14 protein-coding genes and 1 pseudogene are annotated in these 18,328 nt (G+C 62.2%); 3 read left to right on the forward strand and 12 right to left on the reverse strand.

Going from position 1 to position 18,328, the window contains the following annotated elements; genetic code table 11:
- Window positions 1–107: pseudogene (locus tag CXK96_RS19970) on the forward strand (IS110 family transposase); the annotation flags it as partial.
- A gap of 102 nt (window positions 108–209) precedes the next feature.
- Here the strand turns inward: CXK96_RS19970 and CXK96_RS19975 are convergent.
- From CXK96_RS19975 to CXK96_RS20005, 6 genes are all read right to left on the reverse strand, one after another.
- A complete protein-coding gene (locus tag CXK96_RS19975) occupies window positions 210–689 on the reverse strand; it encodes a DUF3597 domain-containing protein (RefSeq protein WP_102838143.1) in 480 nt (159 codons plus the stop codon).
- Between the two features lie 94 nt (window positions 690–783).
- The gene (locus CXK96_RS19980; protein WP_102838144.1) at window positions 784–2,271 is read right to left on the reverse strand and encodes an efflux transporter outer membrane subunit; all 1,488 of its coding nucleotides are present in this window, start codon (window positions 2,269–2,271) and stop codon (window positions 784–786) included.
- Window positions 2,264–5,431, reverse strand: coding sequence for a multidrug efflux RND transporter permease subunit (locus CXK96_RS19985; protein WP_102838145.1), 3,168 nt, complete (start codon window positions 5,429–5,431; stop codon window positions 2,264–2,266). Before CXK96_RS19985 ends, CXK96_RS19980 begins: the two co-directional genes overlap by 8 nt.
- Complete coding sequence (locus tag CXK96_RS19990; RefSeq protein WP_102838146.1) at window positions 5,428–6,612, reverse strand: efflux RND transporter periplasmic adaptor subunit; 1,185 nt, start codon at window positions 6,610–6,612, stop codon at window positions 5,428–5,430. The genes CXK96_RS19985 and CXK96_RS19990 overlap by 4 nt, the downstream gene beginning before the upstream one ends.
- A gap of 224 nt (window positions 6,613–6,836) precedes the next feature.
- Window positions 6,837–8,126 (reverse strand): mechanosensitive ion channel family protein, encoded by a 1,290-nt coding sequence (locus CXK96_RS19995; RefSeq protein ID WP_256061691.1) that lies wholly within the window; start codon window positions 8,124–8,126, stop codon window positions 6,837–6,839.
- A 320-nt stretch (window positions 8,127–8,446) separates the two neighbouring features.
- The gene (locus CXK96_RS20005) at window positions 8,447–9,181 is read right to left on the reverse strand and encodes a sulfite exporter TauE/SafE family protein (protein WP_102838147.1); all 735 of its coding nucleotides are present in this window, start codon (window positions 9,179–9,181) and stop codon (window positions 8,447–8,449) included.
- Window positions 9,182–9,348: 167 nt separating this feature from the next.
- On the opposite strand from CXK96_RS20005, the gene CXK96_RS20010 reads away from it, so the two are divergent.
- Window positions 9,349–10,245 (forward strand): CAP domain-containing protein, encoded by an 897-nt coding sequence (locus CXK96_RS20010; protein WP_102838148.1) that lies wholly within the window; start codon window positions 9,349–9,351, stop codon window positions 10,243–10,245.
- Between the two features lie 21 nt (window positions 10,246–10,266).
- Here the strand turns inward: CXK96_RS20010 and CXK96_RS20015 are convergent, their stop codons facing one another.
- A complete protein-coding gene (locus tag CXK96_RS20015) occupies window positions 10,267–10,638 on the reverse strand; it encodes an STAS/SEC14 domain-containing protein (protein WP_019340982.1) in 372 nt (123 codons plus the stop codon).
- A 302-nt stretch (window positions 10,639–10,940) separates the two neighbouring features.
- Between CXK96_RS20015 and CXK96_RS20020 the strand changes: the two genes are divergently transcribed.
- Window positions 10,941–12,536: a methyl-accepting chemotaxis protein gene (locus CXK96_RS20020; RefSeq protein ID WP_102838149.1), complete on the forward strand. Its 1,596-nt coding sequence runs from the start codon at window positions 10,941–10,943 to the stop codon at window positions 12,534–12,536.
- 108 nt (window positions 12,537–12,644) lie between these two features.
- Here the strand turns inward: CXK96_RS20020 and CXK96_RS20025 are convergent, their stop codons facing one another.
- The 5 genes from CXK96_RS20025 to CXK96_RS20045 form a co-directional block, all read right to left on the reverse strand.
- Window positions 12,645–12,926 (reverse strand): peptidylprolyl isomerase, encoded by a 282-nt coding sequence (locus CXK96_RS20025; RefSeq protein WP_019340980.1) that lies wholly within the window; start codon window positions 12,924–12,926, stop codon window positions 12,645–12,647.
- Window positions 12,927–12,996: 70 nt separating this feature from the next.
- Window positions 12,997–14,541 carry a glycerol-3-phosphate dehydrogenase gene (glpD, locus tag CXK96_RS20030; RefSeq protein WP_102838150.1) on the reverse strand — a complete coding sequence of 515 codons (1,545 nt, stop codon included), beginning with the start codon at window positions 14,539–14,541 and terminating at the stop codon, window positions 12,997–12,999.
- A 376-nt stretch (window positions 14,542–14,917) separates the two neighbouring features.
- Window positions 14,918–15,676 (reverse strand): DeoR/GlpR family transcriptional regulator, encoded by a 759-nt coding sequence (locus tag CXK96_RS20035; RefSeq protein ID WP_102838151.1) that lies wholly within the window; start codon window positions 15,674–15,676, stop codon window positions 14,918–14,920.
- A 143-nt stretch (window positions 15,677–15,819) separates the two neighbouring features.
- Entirely contained in the window at window positions 15,820–17,331 is a 1,512-nt protein-coding gene (glpK, locus tag CXK96_RS20040; RefSeq protein ID WP_102838152.1) for a glycerol kinase GlpK, read from the reverse strand.
- 12 nt (window positions 17,332–17,343) lie between these two features.
- Window positions 17,344–18,222 (reverse strand): MIP/aquaporin family protein, encoded by an 879-nt coding sequence (locus CXK96_RS20045; protein WP_102838153.1) that lies wholly within the window; start codon window positions 18,220–18,222, stop codon window positions 17,344–17,346.
- Window positions 18,223–18,328 lie beyond the last annotated feature (106 nt).

The raw sequence follows: 18,328 nt of genomic DNA on the forward strand, positions 1-18,328 counted from the left end.
GCGGCAAGCAGATTGTCTGCGCCGCCATGCGAAAGCTGTTGAGCATCGCTTATGGCGTGCTCAAGTCAGGGCAACCTTTCGACCCCAGACTCGCCATTGCGCACTAAGGGGCAAGACGGTATCTACATGGCGTGCACACCTATTTTTGTAGGAGCTAGTCAGTCGGTACTTGCCGGGTGACCAGCACCCGGCGAAAACGCGGAGCTTTATCAGGTCCGCAGTTCAGGCGGAACGGTGCCGCCATGTTCGGCGAGCTTGTGCATAACGGTGCGGTGCAGCCAGGTATTCATCTGGGCTGAATCGCCCATCTTGTCCTGCGGGCAACCCAGTTCAGTGGCGAGTTCTTTGCGCGACTCCAGGCTGCTGTCCAGACCCAACAGCTTGAGCAGATCGACGATGGAGGTGCGCCAGTTCAGCTGTTCCGGATGATTGGCGGCCATGGCGTCGAGCTTTGCTGGAACGTCCACTGCGCTGGTTGAGGAACCCGCTGAGTGAGCCACGCCTTCGGGGCTGGGCGCCGCACCGGGCGGCGTGGTGGTGGCGTTGTGTGCAGCGGTAGGCCGCTCCGAATCAACAACCGTATCCGGCGCATGCTGGTTCGGTGTGTTGTTCCGATCGACCGGCTTGTGTGCTTCGTTGCTCACGCCGCCCATGCCGAGTTTGTCTTTGATCTTGTCGAACAGGCCCATTTCATTTCCTCAGGTCGTTATGTGGTGATTTTTGGACCATCACGCCCGGTTGAGGATTCGTCGCCGTAGGTCGGGAAAGGCGCTGTTCCGCGGCTTAGCGATTCGAGGTCGTGTCCCGCTGCGTTGGACCGGTTGGTGCTGACGGAGCACGGGTTCCGCCGCCCAGCGCGATGTACAGGCTCACCAGATTCTGCACCTGAGCACGCTTGACCTCTACGAACGCCTGTTCGGCGTCGAACAGGTTGCGCTCGGCATCGAGTACCTGCAGGTAGTTCACCACGCCTTCGGCATAGCGTTCACGTGCGAGATCGGCAATGCGTCGCAGCGTGGCGACGTTTTCGGCCTGCGCGGCGACCTGTTCGGCCAGATAGCGGCGGCCGGCGAGGGCATCAGCCACTTCCCTGAAGGCGGTTTCGATGGTGCTTTCGTATTCGGCTACAGCCACGTTCTCACGGGCCTCAGCGACGGTCAGGTTGCCGCGGTTGCGGCCGAAGTCGAACAGTGGCAGGTAGAGACTGGGCCCGATGCTCCAGGTGCGGTTGTCACGGCTGACCAGATTGTCCAACTCGTTGGAGATATAGCCGAAGCTGCCGGTCAGCGAGATCTGCGGGAAAAACGCAGCCCTCGCCACGCCGATGTTGGCGCGCGCCGCACGCAGGTCCAGCTCGGCACCTAGAATGTCCGGCCTTACCAGAAGCAGTTCAGATGGCAGCCCGGCATCCAGCCGCAGCGGTTCAATCTGTTCGGCCAGCGGTAGCGGCGCCGGCAATGGCTGCTGCAGCGGCCCGCCTAGCAGCTGGGTGAGATAGTTACTCTGCTCGGCACGAATCAGGTGCAGGCTGGCCAGCTCGGTCTTGGCCTGGGTCAGCAACGCCTGCGCCTGGTTCAGATCCAGCGCCGAGGTGATCCCCGCCTCAAAGCGCACGCGAGCGATACGCAGGCCATCGCGGCGACTCTGCAGCGTCGCTTCGGCCAGATCGATGCGCGCCTCAGCGCCGCGGACGGCGAGGTAGGTCGAGGCCACATCTGCAATCAATGACAACCGGAAGGCGCGTTGCGCCTCGACCGTCGCGAGGTATTGAGTACGCGCAGCCTCGGTGAGGTTGCGTACCCGCCCCCAGAAGTCGAGTTCGAACGCGGAGATGCCCAGCCCTACCGAGAATTGCTCGGTGATCTGGCTGCTCGAACTACCGGCGGCTCTCGAGGAAGCGCCGCCTGCCGCACCAGCGCTGCCGATGGGAAAGCGGCCGCGGCTGGCATCGGCCGTTGCAGCCAGCGTCGGGTAGCGGTCGGCACCTTGCACGCCGAACTGGCCGCGGGCTTCTTCGATTCGGGCCACGGCGATCTGCAGGTCGCGATTCCGCTGCAGGGCCGTTTCGATGTACAGCTCAAGGCGTGGATCTTCCAGGAACTCGCGCCAGCCGATCTCGCTGGCTAGCACCTCACCGTCCATCGGTCGGTATTCAGCCGGATACTGCGCAGCGTTGGGGGAGGGCGGCTGTTCATGGGGCGGCGCGAGCTGGCAGCCAGCAAGCAAACCGGCCATGAGTAGGGGCGCAGATTTCAACCGCGGGTCAGGCATTGTCCGGCGCCTCCTTTTCCTCGACTGGGTGCGCCTTGTCTTCAGCACTCGGTGGTCGACGCTTGGTCAGCCAGCGACGCACAGACAGATAAAACAGAGGGATGTAGAACAACCCGAGCAGGGTGGCGACGATCATGCCACCCATCACGCCGGTACCCACCGCAACCCGACCCGCCGCGCCGGCGCCGGTCGACAGGACCAGCGGCAGCATGCCGAGAATGAAGGTCAGCGAAGTCATCAGGATTGGACGGAAACGCAGGCGCACTGCGTTCATCACAGCATCGGTCAGGTTCTTGCCGTGCCCTTCTTCTTCGATGGCGAACTCCACGATGAGAATCGCGTTCTTCGCCGACAGGCCGATGATGGTCACCAGGCCGACGTTGAAGTAGACATCCGCCGGCAGGTCGCGAATCATCGCAAACAGCACGGCGCCCAGCGCGCCGAATGGCACCACCAGCAACACCGCGATGGGCACCGTCCAGCTTTCATACAGCGCGGCCAGGACCATCAGCACCACCAGCAGCGACAGCCCCAGCAACAGACCGACCTGCCCGGAGGCCTGCTGTTCCTCCAGCGATGCGCCGGTCCACTCATAGCTGAAGCTGCCTGGCAGCTCGGATGCCAGCCGCTCCATCTCGGTCATCGCTTCACCGGTAGTCGACCCGGGCGCGGCGCTGCCGGACAGGGTCAGTGCCGGGTAGCCGTTGTAACGCTGCAACTGGGTCGGCCCTTCGGTCCAGTCCACCGTAGTGAAGGCGCCAAATGGCACGCTCTCGCCCTGATCGTTGATCACTTTCAGATCGAGCACATCCTGTGGCGTCATGCGATAGGGCGCCTCGGCCTGCAATAGCACCTGCAGGACGCGACCGTCACGGTTGAAGTCGTTGGCATAGGCACTGCCGAAGGCGATCGCCAGCGTTGCATTGACCTCATTGATCGAAAGCCCCAGCGCCCGTGCCTTGATGCGGTCGATGTTGACCCGCAGGCGCGGCGCGTCATCGGCGCCTTCAGGTCGCACGTTCTGGAGCACAGGGCTTTCGCTGGCCTTGCCCAGTAACTGATTGCGGGCGTTGAGCAGCGCCTGGTAACCCGCGCCGCCACGGTCTTCGAGCTTGAAGGTAAAGCCACCGGCCACACCCAGTCCGGGGATCGAGGGGGGATTCAGGGCGAACACCCGGGCTTCCTTGATCTGCGAGAAGCGCCCCATGGCTTCGCGCACCAGCGCCTGGGCAGAGCTGCCGTCTTCGGTGCGCTGGTCCCAGGGGATCAGCCGTACAAAGGACATCGCGTGCGCCTGGCCCTGGCCGAAAAAGCTGAAGCCGTAGACCGTGATCGCGTCCTCGACCAATGGATGTTCGGCGTAGAACGCCTTGACCTGCTCGACGGCTTCCTCGGTGCGCTCGATCGTCGCGCCGGCTGGCGCTTGGATCACCGTCATCAAAGATCCCTGGTCTTCGTCGGGCAGGAAGGCGCTGGGCATCCGCAGGTAAAGAAAGGCCGTCAGCGCCAGCAAGCCGACAAATGCCAATAGAAACCAGAGGGGCCGGGCGAGCATGCCGCCGACTGCATGGTGGTAACGGTCGGTGGTGCGTTCCATCCAGCGGTTGAACGGACCGAAGATCCGCTGACTCAGACCGGGCTTGCCGTCATCCGGTTGGCTCGGTTTGAGCAGCGCTGCGCAGAGCGCAGGGGTCAGCACCAGCGCCAGCACCGTCGAGGTGGCCACGGCAATCGACAGCGTCACGGCGAACTGGCGGTAGATGCCGCCGGTTGAACCCGGAAAGAACGCCAGCGGCACAAACACGGCGATCAGCGCCAGGGTCGTGCCGATGATCGGCGCGGTGACCTGCTCCATGGCTTTCACCGTGGCCTGATAGGGCGGCAGCTGCTCTTCGTCCATGAGCCGTTTGACGTTCTCCACCACCACGATGGCATCGTCCACCAGGGTGCCGATCGCCAAAACCATGCCGAACAGGCTCAGCAGGTTGATCGAAAATCCGGCTATCCAGAGTCCGAGGCAGGTGCCTGCCAGGGTGATTGGAATGACGATGGTGGGAATCACCGTGGTGCGCCAGTTCTGCAGGAACAGCAGCATCACCAGCACCACCAGCGCCATCGCCTGGAGCAGGGTGACCACCACCTGCTGGATCGAAGATGAGATGAACGGCGTCGAGTCGAATGGCACCGTCCAGGCGATGTCTTCGGGAAAGCCTTCGGCCAGTTCGCGCATCCGCTGTTTGACTGCTGCCGCCGTGTCCAGCGCGTTCGCGCCGGGGGACAGCTGCACGGCGAGCCCCGCGGCAGGCTGGCCATTGAGCTCGCTACGCGAGGTGTAGTTCTGTGCGCCGAGCTCGACCCGAGCCACATCTCGCAGCCGTATCGCCGAGCCGTCCGGCGTCGCGCGCAGGATGATCGAGGCAAACTCCTCCGGCGTACTGAAGCGACCACGGGTTTCCAGCGGTGCGTTGATCTCGATGCCTTCAGCCAGTGGCAGATCGCCGAGGGCGCCGCCGGCCGATTGGCTGTTCTGCTCCTGAACCGCAGCCAGCACGTCGGCGGCGGATAGGCCGAAGCTGGCGAGGCGGTCCGGATTGAGCCAGATGCGCATGGCATAGGCTGTGTAGAACTCGCGGATATCGCCGACGCCCTGCACGCGGCGCAATTCGTCGAGCACGCGGGTGGTGGCGAAGTGGCCCAGCTCCAGCGTGCTCATGGTGCCGTTCTCGGAGAACAGCGAGATGATAAGCAGGAAGTCCCGCGATGCCTGGAACACCTGGATACCCTGCCGGCGAACCTCCTCCGGCAGGCGCTGCTCGACCCGGCTCAGGCGGTTCTGCACTTCCATCTGGGCGATATCGATGTCGGTGCCGGCCTCGAACGTCAGCTCGATCGAGGCGCTACCGTTGGAGCGGCTCGAGGAATCCATGTAGAGGAAACCCTCGACGCCGTTCAGCTCTTGTTCGATCACCTGGGTCACGTTGGTTTCGAGCACCGACGCGTCAGCACCGGGATAGGTAACGCCGATGCGCAGCGCTGGTGGCGCGATGCTCGGGTACTGCTCGACGGGCAGCGAACGCAGGGCCAGCACACCGCCTAGCAAGATTCCCAGCGCGATGACCCAGGCAAATACCGGCCGACGGATGAAGAACGCAGGCGTCATCGTGCGGACTCTGAGGTGGTCGACGGCTCGGTTGGTTCCGGCGGCTCCTCACGTTGGAAGGGGGTGGTTCGCACAGCTGCGCCCTTGCGGACGCTGCCACCGCCTTCGACGATCACTGTGTCTCCAGCCTTGAGGCCATCACGAATGACCCAGTCGCTGCCCTGCAGCTCGCCCAGTTCGACTTCGCGCGAGGCGACCTTGTCGTCCTCACCCACCAGCAGCACCCGCGCCGCCTGGTCATTGACCATGACGGCGCGCTGCGGAATCAGTACGCCGTTCGGACGGGTGCCGGCATTCATCCGGGCCCGGACGAACTGACCGGGCAGGAGCAGGCGGTCCGGGTTAGGAAATTCGGCACGCACGGCCACGGTGCCGGTGGTTTCGTCGATGCTCATGGCGTAGAAGTTGACGTAACCGGGATGCGGGTATTCGGCGCCATTTTCGAGGATCAGCTTTACCTCGACACGGCCGTCGTCAGGCAGCTTCAGCGCGCCGGAGGCAAGCCGTGCACGAATCTGCAGCAGATCGGAGCTGGACTGGGCAAAGTTCACATACACCGGATCGAACTGCTCCACGGTGGTCAGCAGGGTGCCCTCGCTGGCGCTGACTAGCGCGCCTTCGGTGACCTGGGCGCGGCCTGCCCGGCCTTCAATGGGGGACTCGACCGTGGTGTATTCCAGATCGAGCTCAGCCGACTGGACGTTAGCCTCGGCTTGAGACACGTCCGCCTTGGCGGTGCGCAAGGTGGCCTGCGCGGTGTCATATTCCTGCTGGCTGATGGCCTGCTTGGCGACCAGGCCTTTGTAGCGCCTGACATCCTGAGCGGCGTTCAGGGCTGTTGCTTCAGCGCGCTCCAACGCGGCTTTGGCGGCCTTCAAACTGGCGCGCATTTCTCGCGGATCGATCTGGAACAGCGGCGTGCCGACCTCGACGTCGGTGCCTTCCTCATACAACCGCTTCTGGATGATGCCGTTGACCCGGGCGCGGATCTCAGCAATGCGCACAGCCTGGACCCGCCCTGGAAGCTCGATGATGTTGGGGATCGGCCGAGGGTCGACCGTCATGACTTCCACCTCGGGCGGTGGTGGTGCCGGTTGTTGGCCTTGTTCGTCATCGGAGCAGGCCGCCAGTAACAGCGACAGGGCGCCTACCAGCACCGCGTTTTGCAGGAACTGCCTCATTCAGTTTGACCTTTTGGCTCGTGCACCGTCTGCGCCGCGGTATAGCGCGCCGACCTACACTCGACCGCGGTTAGCTGATGCGGTTCCGGTTCATCGCCCGTTTCGGTTCGTGCCTGTAACGAAATCAGGTCTTGGCGGCGCTCGGGAGCGCGAGCGCCTGGGGCTGCGCCTGCCATGTCTTCAAGCGGTTATGCAGCAGCGCTCGACGGCACGAGGAGCCGCGATCAGCTTTTCGGCGTATGTACCACGATGTGCTGCCTCGCCTGATCTGGCAACGTGATTCCCGCGTTGAGCAGCTCTGCGACCAGGGCCTTGCGTACCTCCGAGGCGGTGGTCACGAAATCCGAGCGGCGCGAGTCGCACCAGAACAGCACATCGAAGACCAGCTGGCTGTCGCCCAGATCGATCAGCAGGACTTCGGCGTGCGGAGTCGCCAGTACACCGGGCGTCTGCTGGGCGGCGTCACGCATCACGGCGCTGATGGCTTCGATGTCGATGCCGTAATACAGCTTGCAGACCACCTTTCCGCGGCGGACTGGCGCCGCCGTGTTGTTGGTGACACGCGAGGTGAAGGTCTCGGCGTTGGGGACCAGTACGCGGCGTCCGTCATAGGTGCGGATCTGGGTGGCGCGCAGCTCGATGCGCTCCACGCTGCCCTCGGTCTCGCCGATGATGATCTGATCGCCCAGCTGGAACGGCCGCAGCGTCAGGATCAGCAGCCCACTGACGAAGTTGGAGAGAATGTCCTTGAGCGCAAAACCCAGCGCCAGACTGGTCAGGCCAAGGCCGGTGGCCAGGGTGCTGGGCTCCAGGCCAAAAGCACTCGCTGCGACGATGATGCCGAGCACCCAGACCGCGTAGTAGCTCACCTGCCGGACTAAATTCTCGACGGTCAGATCATTCGCCAGGCGACGCACGATTTTCTTCATCAGCGCGCGTACGCCGGTGGCCAGCCCCCAGAACAACAGCAGGACCAGCAGGGCGGCCAGTACCCGCGGAATGATATTGACCGCGGATTCGACCAGGCGCGCAAAGGCGTTTTCGACGCTCGACTGCACCGAGGTCAAGAACCGCCCACGGTCTGAATCACGGCGTTTGGCAGCCGTTGCCAGAGCCCGGTCGAATATCGCTGCCCAGTCGCGGGCCAGTCGGTCGAGCGGCTGGCCGTTGGCTTCGGCATCGGCCGGCGAGACCACCATCAGCGGTCGTCCGGCTACGCTGATCTGCAGCCCCTCATCCTCCTCGGATTCAGTTGGCTCGATACGCGCCCGGGTGATGCCTTTGGGCGTTTCCAGCACGGCTGCCAGTTGCCGTTCGATTTGCCGTGCCCGTGGTCGCGCTTCGAGTTCTTCGCTGGGGCCGATACGGAACAGCGCGCGGCCATCCAGGCGCACCGTCGCCACGCCCTCCTGCGCCCATACGTGCATCGTCGGCAGCATGGACATGCAGAGCAGCATCAGCAGGGCGAGCGGACGTAGCAGGGCAGGAAACGAGTTAGCGAGGCGAGAAGACATGGCGATCATCAGCATTCGAAGGGCAGAGGCCGGATACGAACAGGCCGCCGTGTGACGGCGGCCTGTCAGTGAATCTTGCAACGTGCCGTTGTGCGTACCGAGGCACCGTGGTTGCAATGCAATCGTCTTTCGTTGGCGTTAGAAAATCAGCGCGAACAAGCCGATCACGACCAACAGACCGATCAGAAAGATGATGCCTACTGTGCTGCCCAGAAACTTCAGCATGAGGATGACTCCTTTGCAGTGGGTTCACTAAATCCGACTGGGCAGTGGTGCGAACGTTCAGAAAACCGGGCGGCCGGTCGTGCCTGGTGCGCGTTTCAGAGGCTTTTGTAGATCAACTGCAACCCGGCCAGGAGCATCCCAAGGCGGGCGATCCGGTAGAACAATTTGTGGTCGATGCGCTTGTGCAGCCAGAGTCCGGCCCAGACGCCGAACGGCACCACCGGCGCCAGCGTCAAGCTAAGCAGCAGGTTTTCGCGGCTGAACTGGCCGAGCGCGGCGTAGGGGATCAGCTTGATCGCATTGGTCATCAGGAAGAACAGGTTGATGGTTGCCACGTAGCGCAGCTTGTCCAGCTGCTGCGGCAGCAGGTGCATCATGATCGGCGGCCCGCCAGCGTGTGCGACGAAACTGGTGAAGCCGGCAATAGAGGAAAGCAGCGTGCCGCGACCGCGTTGCAGCGGTCGCGGCTTGTCGTTATTGGTGACCAGCCCCAGCAGTACGAAGCCAACAGCGATTGCGCCCATCATCAGGCCGATCATGCGCTCGTCGAGCATGCCGAAGGTCAGCGAGCCCAGCGCAATGCCGATCAACGCGCCCGGCATCATCACCTTCAGATTCGCCTTGTCCCAGTGGCCGACGTAAGCCTTGAGGCCCACTACATCTGCCAGACAGAGAATCGGCAGCATTACTGCGGCAGCTTGTTTCGGCGATATCGCCAGCGCCAGCAGCGGTACGGCGATGCCGCCCAGGGCGCCACCGAAGCCACCTTTGGACAGGCCGGTTAGGAAGATCGCCGGCAGGGCAAACAGCAGGAAATCAGAAAGGGTCATGAGTGTGGTCAGGGGGGCGGGTCGGGGTTGGGCAGCGCTGTGCATCATCGCATCTTCGCCGCCTGGTTGTGGTCTTAGACGACCTTACAAGTTTGGCGGTGTGCCGGAGCGGATCGCCCGCGACGGATCGTGGTCAGCATCTTTAATCGCAGACAGACAGGTGACCCATGACCCCGCTTATCAAGACTCCAACCACATCCTCAGCAGGCGGTGCGCCAACCCGTGTGGCGGCTGGCGCCCTGCTGATCCTGGCAACGAGCCTGGCGTGTCAGGCGCATGCGCAGGAATCCGACCCCTTGATCGGCTTGATCAATGAATTTCGCGAGGCCAAGGAAGCCTGCGGAAGTGGCGAAGCCCAGGCGGTCGGGCCACTGGCGCCCAATGCTGCACTGGCCGTGGCACCCGCCACCAGCGGGGCGCAGTTGCAGCAAGCGTTGCAGGATGGCGGTTATAGGCCATCCAAACTGCAAGCCATCTCGGTCTCGGGGCCGGGCGATGCACAAAGCGCCATGCAAGCCCTCAAGCAGCGATATTGCGCACCCCTGCGTAGCCATGAGTTCGCCGAAATCGGGGTGTCGCGCCAGGGCAACACCTGGCAGGTGCTGCTGGCCAAGCCACTGCTTTCGCCCGACCTTGGCGACTGGCAACAGGTTGGCAAGAACATTCTGCAGAGGGTCAATGAAGCGAGGGCGCAGCCGCGCAACTGCGGTAGTCGGGCCTTCGAGGCGGCACCGGCGTTGAGCTGGAACGGCGAGCTGGCCGATGCTGCCCTGGCGCACAGCCGCGATATGGCCAAACAGAACTTCTTCAGCCATCGGGCGCCGGATGGCAGCATGGTCAGTGACCGCGCCAACCGTGCCGGGTACAGCTGGGAGCGTATCGGCGAGAACATCGCGGCGGGGCAGGGGGCGGCAGATCAGGTCATGGCCGGTTGGTTGGCCAGCCCCGGGCATTGCAGCAACATCATGAATCCGGATTTCACCGAGATGGGCGCGGCCTACGCTATCGACAAGTCCAGCGCCGCCGGCAGCTACTGGACCCAGGTGTTTGGTACGCCTCGCTAGCGGGCTGTCGGGAAAGCGTGGTCAGTTCTGGCTCTCCAGCCAGTTATGCGCTTCGGTGTTCTGGTTCTCGTCGAAGGCCTTAATGGCCAGGCCGGGGAACAGCGCACCCTCGATCTCGCTGGCCCTGCGCAGCCAGTCTTTGTTGGACACCACCGCGCAGCGATCGAAGCGGCGGATGAAGCGAAACAGCTGGGGGATTCGCGCCAGTTCGACACCCATCGCGCCCAGGGTCGGTATATCGAAATCACCAATGCGATAGAGCATTTGGCCGTGGCTGATGCCCTCTGATTTTCGCATCAGCTCGTCGAGTGCGAAGCGCATCTCGCTGCTGTCGAGTTTGCCGGAGAAATCCACGTCGATGCGATTGTCACCAATGCGGGTTACATGAAACATGACGAGTCCTCAATGAAGAAAATGGGTGCCAGACAAGTCGCCCTGCCATTACCTGACCATAGTCGTTATACGGCGTTCGGTCGGCCAAAAATGTGTCTATTTGAAGCTGTTTAATTGATCTGGATCAGTGCGTGGGGACTTGTCTCATGAGTGTCCTGAAATGGATCAAACGCCCGTATGACGGGACTTTCAGAAAGGTGATCGACGGCTATCAAGTTGCCTCTGTTACAGCCGAGAAGTGGGTAACTGCGACGCCGTCGAGTGATGGCAGCGCTTTACCTTCCCTGTAGTTGGATACACCTATGACCAGCACTTTGGCGAACGTCATCCAGTCTGTATTGCGCGGATTGGGTCTGCGTACCATCAACCACCAGTTCTTCTTTTCCTACAGCCTGATCTTTCTTTGCGCGGCCCTGACCGCTGGGGTGCTGTTCATGTCCAGCAAGGACGCCAGCCAGATCGACATGGCCGGCGCCCAGCGCATGCTCAGCCAGAAGATGATGAAAGAGGCGTTGTTGGCTTCCCAAGGCATCGGTGGGCCTGCAGAGGTGGAGAAGACCATTCAGCGTTTCGAACAGTCGCACCGTCTGCTGCTCAACGGCGATGGCAACCAGGGCGTTGCCCCGGTAGAACTGGCCAGTGCCAAGCCGCATCTGCAGCGCGTTGACCAGATATGGCAACGCTATCGTCCCGCCGTGCAGGCGCTGGCGGCCGGCCAGAGCGCTGATCTGAAAGCCGTCGCCGCAGATGCCAACGAAATTCTCGCAGCCTCCAACGAGGTGGTTTCGCTGATTTCCGCCGAGGCCAATCGCAGTGCTTCACAGCAACTTTGGGTCGCCATGGCCTCGACGCTGTGCATCCTGTTTCTGGTAGTTCTCGGAAGGATCGCCGGCATGAACTGGCTGATGCTGCAGGTCGATGAGCTCCGCAGTCGGTTGGAAAAAGTCAGTCAGGGTGACTTCTCCGCGCCGCTGCAGGTGCGCCATGCTGACGACGAAATTGGCATGATCACCCTTGCGTATAACCGCCTGCTGGTGCAGGTCGGCGAGATGATTCGTGGGGTGCGTCAGGCCGCCGATGAAGCCGATGGACAGTGCGTGCGTATGGCAAATCTGGCAGGCGACAGTGCGCGCAACGTCGAGGCGCAGCAGGCCGAGATTGATCAGGTCGCCACCGCCATGAACGAGATGCTCGCCACCTCGCAGGAAGTGGCGCGAAGCACCGTCGAAGCGGCCAGTGCGGCGGATCTCGCCGAGCAGGAAACCAGCGCTGGTAATGCGGTGATGAACGAATCGGTCACTGCTATCCGCGCCTTGACCGGCCATGTCGACGGGTTGGCCGGTGTGATGCAGCAGCTGGTGAAGGACAGTCACGAGATCGGCAAGGTGCTCAACGTGATCAGCGGCATCGCCGAGCAGACCAATCTGCTGGCGCTCAACGCCGCCATCGAAGCAGCGCGGGCAGGCGAACAGGGCCGCGGCTTTGCCGTGGTTGCAGACGAGGTACGCAGCCTGGCCAGTCGCACTCAGGATTCGGCCAAGGAGGTCAGTGTGCTGGTCGAGCGTCTGCAGAGCCAGGCCACCCGTGCCGGCGATGCTATGGATGCTTCACGCCAGAGCAGCTCGACGACGCTTACCCAGATCGAAGCGGCGCAACATGCTTTGGGCGAGATCGTTGGTGCGGTGCAGACCATTCGCGGCATGACCAACCAGATCGCGACGGCGGCCGAGGAGCAGTCACAGGTTGCCGAGGACATGAACCAGTCGCTGACCCGTATCGCTCAGGTAGCCGATCAGGCGGCCAGCGCCACCCACGACACTGCGGCTTCAGGCAACACCATCATGCAGAGCATGAACGGACTCAAAGCTCTGACTGGGCGTTTCCGTCTGGAGGCGTGATCAGACTCACGATGAAGCGGGGAGGTACGGCTTGGAAGAGGGGCGCTCGGCGCATCGATGGCTGAGCGGCCTGGACGTCCCCGCGCAAGATGCGCGGGGACAGCAGGATCAGTCCTGGCGGCTGGTCACTTCCAGCAGGTGATAACCGAACTGGGTCTTCACCGGACCTTGCACCTGGTTCAGCGGGGCGCTGAACACAACAGTGTCGAATTCCTTGACCATCTGGCCAGGACCGAACGAACCCAGGTCACCGCCCTGGCGGCTCGACGGGCAGGTGGAATTGTCCTTGGCAACCTGAGCGAAATCGGCGCCACCTTCGATGGCAGCTTTCAGCTCGTTGCACTTTTCTTCAGTGGGAACCAGGATGTGGCGGGCAGTGGCTCGGGCCATGGGGTGTTACTCCGTCTTGAGAAGTCGCTGAGCCTACCGCAATCGGCGGCGATCCGAAACGTCGCGGCCATCAGGCCGCGTCTACGTCGGTCGTCCTGCTCACTTGCGTTTGCAGATAGTGCTGCAGGCGGGTCAGTTCATCCGCGGTGAATGCCAGGCCAAGTTTGCTCCGGCGCCAGAGGATATCGTCGACCTGAGTGGCCCACTCTTCGCGGCGCAAATAATCAACTTCCTGTGCATATAGATGCTGGCCGAAGTTCTCTCCTAGCGCATCGAGCGAGCGGGCATCGCCGAGCATGCGCCAAACCCGATTGCCATAGAGGGTCGCCCAGCGTTTGGCGAGCGGTCGATCAATGCCTCTGATCTCGGCCATCAGCTCTGCAGCGAGCGCCTCGGCCGTGCTCATGCCTTCGCCGCCGGGCAGCGGGGCACTGGCTGTCCAACTTTCGCCCATGCGGGGGAAGTAGGGCTTGAGTTGAGCCATCGCCGACTCGGCCAGCTTGCGGTAGGTGGTCAGTTTGCCGCCGAACACCGAAAGCAGCGGCGCCTGCTTTTCTTCTGCCGACAGCGACAATGTGTAGTCACGGGTGACGGCGGAGGGGTTGTCCGATTCGTCATCGCACAGGGGCCTGACCCCTGCAAAACTGTGCAGGATGTCCTTGGCCTCGAGCTGCTTGCGAAAGTGCGTATTGGCGACACCCAGCAAGTAGGCGATTTCCTCTTCGCTGATGCTGACTGTGGCCGGGTCGCCACGGTACTCGCGGTCGGTCGTGCCGATCATGGTGTAACGGTCGAGATACGGGATGGCAAAGACGATGCGCCGATCCTCGTTCTGCATGATGTACGCCTGCTCGCCTTCGTACAGTTTGGGCACGATGATGTGGCTGCCCTGAATCAGCCGAATGCCGTAGGGCGAACGCTGCTGCAGCTTGTCACCGATGAACTGCGCTACCCAGGGGCCTGCCGCATTGACCAGCGCCTTGGCGCGCAAGGAGAAACGTGTGCCGTCCTGTCGCTGCAACTCGACGTGCCAGATGCCGGCGGCACGCTTGGCGCTCAGGCACTGGGTCCGGGTGTGGATGTGTGCGCCTTTCTCGCGCGCGGCCATGGCGTTGAGCACCACCAGTCGCGCATCGTCGACCCAGCAATCGGAATATTCGAAACCGCGCTTGATCTCGGGCTTAAGCGGGCTCTCCGAGCCAAAGCGCAACCCCCTCGAGGCCGGAAGCTTTTCGCGCTTGCCCAGGTTGTCGTACAGGAACAGTCCGGCCCGGATCATCCAGGCCGGGCGCAGGTGTTGGCGATGCGGCAGTACGAAGCGCATCGGTTTGACGATGTGGGGCGCTTTGGCCAGGAGCACTTCGCGTTCGGCGAGTGCCTCACGAACCAGGCGAAATTCATAATGCTCAAGGTAGCGCAGGCCGCCGTGGATGAGCTTGCTGCTGGCTGAGGACGTATGACTGGCCAGGTCGTCGCGCTCGCAGAGGAACACCGACAAGCCCCGACCGGCTGCATCCGCAGCGATACCCACACCATTTATCCCACCGCCTATCACGGCAATGTCGTACAGCTCGGAGACGGTCTCGCTCACGGCATCCTCCTCAAGAACGAACATTTATTTTCGAATATGAACATCCTAACGCAGAAGGGCTTGCGTCTCTACAGCGGATGTTCATTTATTATATCAAAAGAAAATAATCGAACCTATACGAACTGCTAATTGGTGCTGGCATTCCATCATTGACCGGCAGTTTCAGCTGGCATGAGCCCCTTTGACCGCAGCGACTGCGGGAGGTGATTGTGATTCACGAAGGTAGGGTGGGCTTCAGCCCACCCTGACGGAGCCGCTGTTTGAAAGTGTTGGCTAATGCCCAGCGTTAGGAGAAATTGGCGTCTGGCTCGGGGGTGCGGGGCGCAGGCGAGGCGTGAACACTCCTGACCGGGGGCTCGGCGGGTTTCGGTATTGCACCGGCCCGCCCTTGGAGAGTGGCTCAGTTAGTGACTTCCAGCTTTACATCATGCTGCGCCAGCAAGGCCAGAAAGGCTTCCGGTGGTTGGGCCTCGGTAAACAACATATCGATCTGTTCAAGCGAGCCGAGGCGGGTCATGGCGCTGCGGCCGAACTTGCTCGAATCTGCAGCGAGAAAGACCTTTCGTGCGTTGTGAATGATGGCTTGTGAGACCCGGACCTCCTGGTAATCGAAGTCCAGCAGGGTGCCGTCTTCATCGATCCCGCTGATGCCGATCAACGCATAGTCGACCTTGAACTGCCCGATGAAATCCGCGGTGGCCTGACCGACCACGCCGCCGTCGCTGCGCACGTTGCCGCCGGCGATCAGCACGTCGAAGTCTTCCTTGGGGCTGAGAATGCTCGCCACGTGCAGGTTGTTGGTGATTACCTTGAGGTCGCGGTGGTTGAGCAGGGCGTGAGCGATGGCTTCGGTGGTGGTGCCGATGTTGATGAACAGCGACGCCTGGTCAGGGATGTGTGCGGCCATGGCATCGGCGATGCGCCGTTTCTCGTCGCGCATCTGCCGGGCTCGCTGGGTATAGGCGGTGTTCTGTACGCTGGAATCGTGAGCGGCACCACCGTGGTAGCGGCGTAGCAGGCCGGCTTCGCCGAGCTGGTTGATGTCACGGCGGATGGTCTGGGGCGTCACCGCAAACTGTTGCGCCAGCTCTTCGATGCTGACGTAGCCGCGCTCGCGGACCAGGTCGAGAATGCTCTGCTGTCGTGGGGCCAGACTCATGGAGGCTTCCTTCTTATCGATATGCCGTGAAGGATGCCGCAGTCTGGGATTTGATTAAAGAATTGTTCGTTTGCGAATAAGCGCGCCCGGCGCGGTTCAGGACCGGGCCGGGCGCGATGACAGGGGTGCTTGCGCGTTGGGGTTTATTCCTCTTCCCAGTCGCGGGTGCGTCCCACCGCCTTCTTCCAGCCCTTGTAGAGGGCCTCACGCTTCTCGTCGTCGCAGGCGGGTTCGAACACGCGCTCGATTGTGGCCTTGCTGCGCAACTCATCCAGGCTGCTCCAGAATCCGGTCGCCAGACCCGCCAGGTAGGCGGCACCAAGGGCGGTGGTTTCCTTCATTTCCGGGCGCTCGACCTGAGTGCCGAGCAGGTCGGCCTGAAACTGCATGAGGAAGTTGTTCGCCACTGCGCCGCCATCCACGCGCAGTGAGCGCAGGCGCTCGCCGGCATCCTGCTGCATGGCATCGAGTACATCGCGGGTCTGGTAGGCGATGGATTCGAGCGCGGCGCGGATGATGTGGTCGACCTTTACACCCCGCGTCAGACCGAACAGTGCCCCACGGGCGCGTGGGTCCCAGTAGGGCGCGCCAAGGCCGGTGAACGCCGGTACGAGGTAGACGCCATTGCTGTCCTGAACCTTGGTGGCGAAGTATTCCGAATCCAGCGAATCGTTGATCACCTTCAACTCGTCGCGCAGCCATTGCACGGTGGAACCGCCGTTGAAGATGGCGCCTTCCAGTGCATAGTTCACTTCGCCTTTCGGTCCGCAGGCAATGGTGGTGAGCAAGCCATGTTCGGACTGCACGGCCTTGGTCCCGGTGTTCATCAGCAGGAAGCAGCCGGTGCCGTAGGTATTCTTCGCCTGGCCCGGCTCGACGCACATCTGGCCGAACAGCGCCGCTTGCTGGTCGCCTGCGATGCCGGCAATGGGGATGCCGGTGCTTTGGCCGGAACCGAGATAGGCGTGGCCATAGACCTCGGACGAGGACCGCACCTCCGGCAGCATTTCACGCGGGATATCCAGCGTCTCCAGCATCACCGGGTCCCAGTCCAGCTTGTGGATGTCGTAGAGCATGGTGCGCGAAGCGTTGGTGTAATCGGTTACGTGCGCCTTGCCCTGGGTCATCTTCCAGATCAGCCAGCAGTCCACGGTGCCGAACAAGAGTTCACCACGGCGGGCGCGCTCACGGCTGCCCTCGACGTGGTCGAGGATCCACTTGATCTTGGTGCCGGAGAAGTAAGGGTCGATGACCAGGCCGGTCGTCTTGCGGATGTGATCCTGCATGCCGTCACGCTTGAGCTGGTCGCAGATAGGCGTGCTCTGGCGGCTCTGCCAGACGATGGCGTTGTAGATCGGCCGGCCTGTGATCTTGTCCCAGACGATGGTGGTTTCGCGCTGGTTAGTGATGCCGATCGCGGCAACCTGTTCATTGGTGATCCCGGCTTGCGCCAGCGCCTCGACGAACACGCCGCTCTGGGTCGCCCAGATTTCCATGGGGTCATGCTCGACCCAGCTCGGTTGCGGGTAGATCTGCGCAAATTCACGCTGGGCAATGGTCACCACGTTGGCGTTGCGGTCGAGCACGATGGCGCGGGAGCTGGTGGTGCCCTGGTCAAGGGCGACGATGAATTGCTTGTTGTTCTGATTGCTCATGGTGTCGATTCCTTAACGAGCTTCGTGGGCAGTGACATCGTGTTTGGTGAAGGGCTCGGCCTCGGGCTTAGTCTCAGGGACGGCGCACGCAGCGCCTCCCAGCCCTGGCAAATGTTTGCAGATCAGCGCCTTGTAACCGGCCGCACCAATGCAGGCACCCAGCACCGGGGCGAGCAGCGGGACCAGGAAATACGGAATGTCGCGTCCGCCAGTAAATGCGACTTCGCCCCAACCGGCGAAATATGTCATCAGCTTCGGTCCGAAATCCCGCGCTGGATTCATCGCAAAACCGGTCAGCGGACCCATCGCACCGCCAATCACGGCAATCAGCAGACCGATCAGCAGGGGCGCCAGGGGGCCGCGGGGCAGGCCGTTACCGTCATCGGTCAGCGCCATGATCATCCCCAGCAGGATAGCGGTAATCACCACTTCCACCAGAAACGCCTGGCCGATGGACAGCGATGGGTGCGGGTAGGTGGAAAACACCGATGCGAGCTGCAGGCTGGCGACACTGCCACGGGTTATGTGCTGCGCCTGTTCGAAATCGAAAAACAGGCTGCTGTAAAGACCATAAACCAACGCAGCGGCGCAGAAGGCGCCCGCCGTCTGCGCAAGGATGTAGGCGGGGACCTTGTTACGTTCGAAGGTGCCGAACAGCCAGAGTGCAATGGAGACTGCAGGGTTCAGATGCGCACCTGATACACCGGCGGCAAGGTACACACCCATGCTGACGCCGACACCCCAAATAATGCTTATTTCCCAGAGACCTAGGTCTGCACCGCCGAGCTTGAGCGCAGCTACGCAGCCGGTACCGAAGAAGATCAAAAGAGCGGTGCCGAGAAACTCGGCGATGCATTGCCCCCGAAGCGTCGGGGTGGACGGGTTACTCATGCACTGAACCTCTTTGTAGGGCTGTTGTTTTTATGATCCGAATACTGCGCGGGGTTCGGAAATGTTCGGAATCGAAAACTTAAAGTCAAAATCTCGGGCTGTCAAA

This window comes from Stutzerimonas stutzeri (genome assembly GCF_002890895.1).
Classification (GTDB): domain Bacteria; phylum Pseudomonadota; class Gammaproteobacteria; order Pseudomonadales; family Pseudomonadaceae; genus Stutzerimonas; species Stutzerimonas stutzeri_AB.

What these genes read in the sequence shown, in the direction of transcription:
- CXK96_RS20035 (WP_102838151.1), bottom strand. Translation starts at nt 15,676, where the DNA reads ATGAGTCTGGCCCCACGACAGCAGAGCATTCTCGACCTGGTCCGCGAG.
- CXK96_RS19995 (WP_256061691.1), bottom strand. Translation starts at nt 8,126, where the DNA reads ATGTCTTCTCGCCTCGCTAACTCGTTTCCTGCCCTGCTACGTCCGCTC.
- CXK96_RS20015 (WP_019340982.1), bottom strand. Translation starts at nt 10,638, where the DNA reads ATGTTTCATGTAACCCGCATTGGTGACAATCGCATCGACGTGGATTTC.
- CXK96_RS20045 (WP_102838153.1), bottom strand. Translation starts at nt 18,222, where the DNA reads ATGAGTAACCCGTCCACCCCGACGCTTCGGGGGCAATGCATCGCCGAG.
- CXK96_RS20025 (WP_019340980.1), bottom strand. Translation starts at nt 12,926, where the DNA reads ATGGCCCGAGCCACTGCCCGCCACATCCTGGTTCCCACTGAAGAAAAG.
- CXK96_RS20005 (WP_102838147.1), bottom strand. Translation starts at nt 9,181, where the DNA reads ATGACCCTTTCTGATTTCCTGCTGTTTGCCCTGCCGGCGATCTTCCTA.
- CXK96_RS19980 (WP_102838144.1), bottom strand. Translation starts at nt 2,271, where the DNA reads ATGCCTGACCCGCGGTTGAAATCTGCGCCCCTACTCATGGCCGGTTTG.
- CXK96_RS19990 (WP_102838146.1), bottom strand. Translation starts at nt 6,612, where the DNA reads ATGAGGCAGTTCCTGCAAAACGCGGTGCTGGTAGGCGCCCTGTCGCTG.
- CXK96_RS19985 (WP_102838145.1), bottom strand. Translation starts at nt 5,431, where the DNA reads ATGACGCCTGCGTTCTTCATCCGTCGGCCGGTATTTGCCTGGGTCATC.
- CXK96_RS20020 (WP_102838149.1), top strand. Translation starts at nt 10,941, where the DNA reads ATGACCAGCACTTTGGCGAACGTCATCCAGTCTGTATTGCGCGGATTG.
- CXK96_RS19975 (WP_102838143.1), bottom strand. Translation starts at nt 689, where the DNA reads ATGGGCCTGTTCGACAAGATCAAAGACAAACTCGGCATGGGCGGCGTG.
- CXK96_RS20010 (WP_102838148.1), top strand. Translation starts at nt 9,349, where the DNA reads ATGACCCCGCTTATCAAGACTCCAACCACATCCTCAGCAGGCGGTGCG.
- glpK (WP_102838152.1), bottom strand. Translation starts at nt 17,331, where the DNA reads ATGAGCAATCAGAACAACAAGCAATTCATCGTCGCCCTTGACCAGGGC.
- glpD (WP_102838150.1), bottom strand. Translation starts at nt 14,541, where the DNA reads ATGTTCGTTCTTGAGGAGGATGCCGTGAGCGAGACCGTCTCCGAGCTG.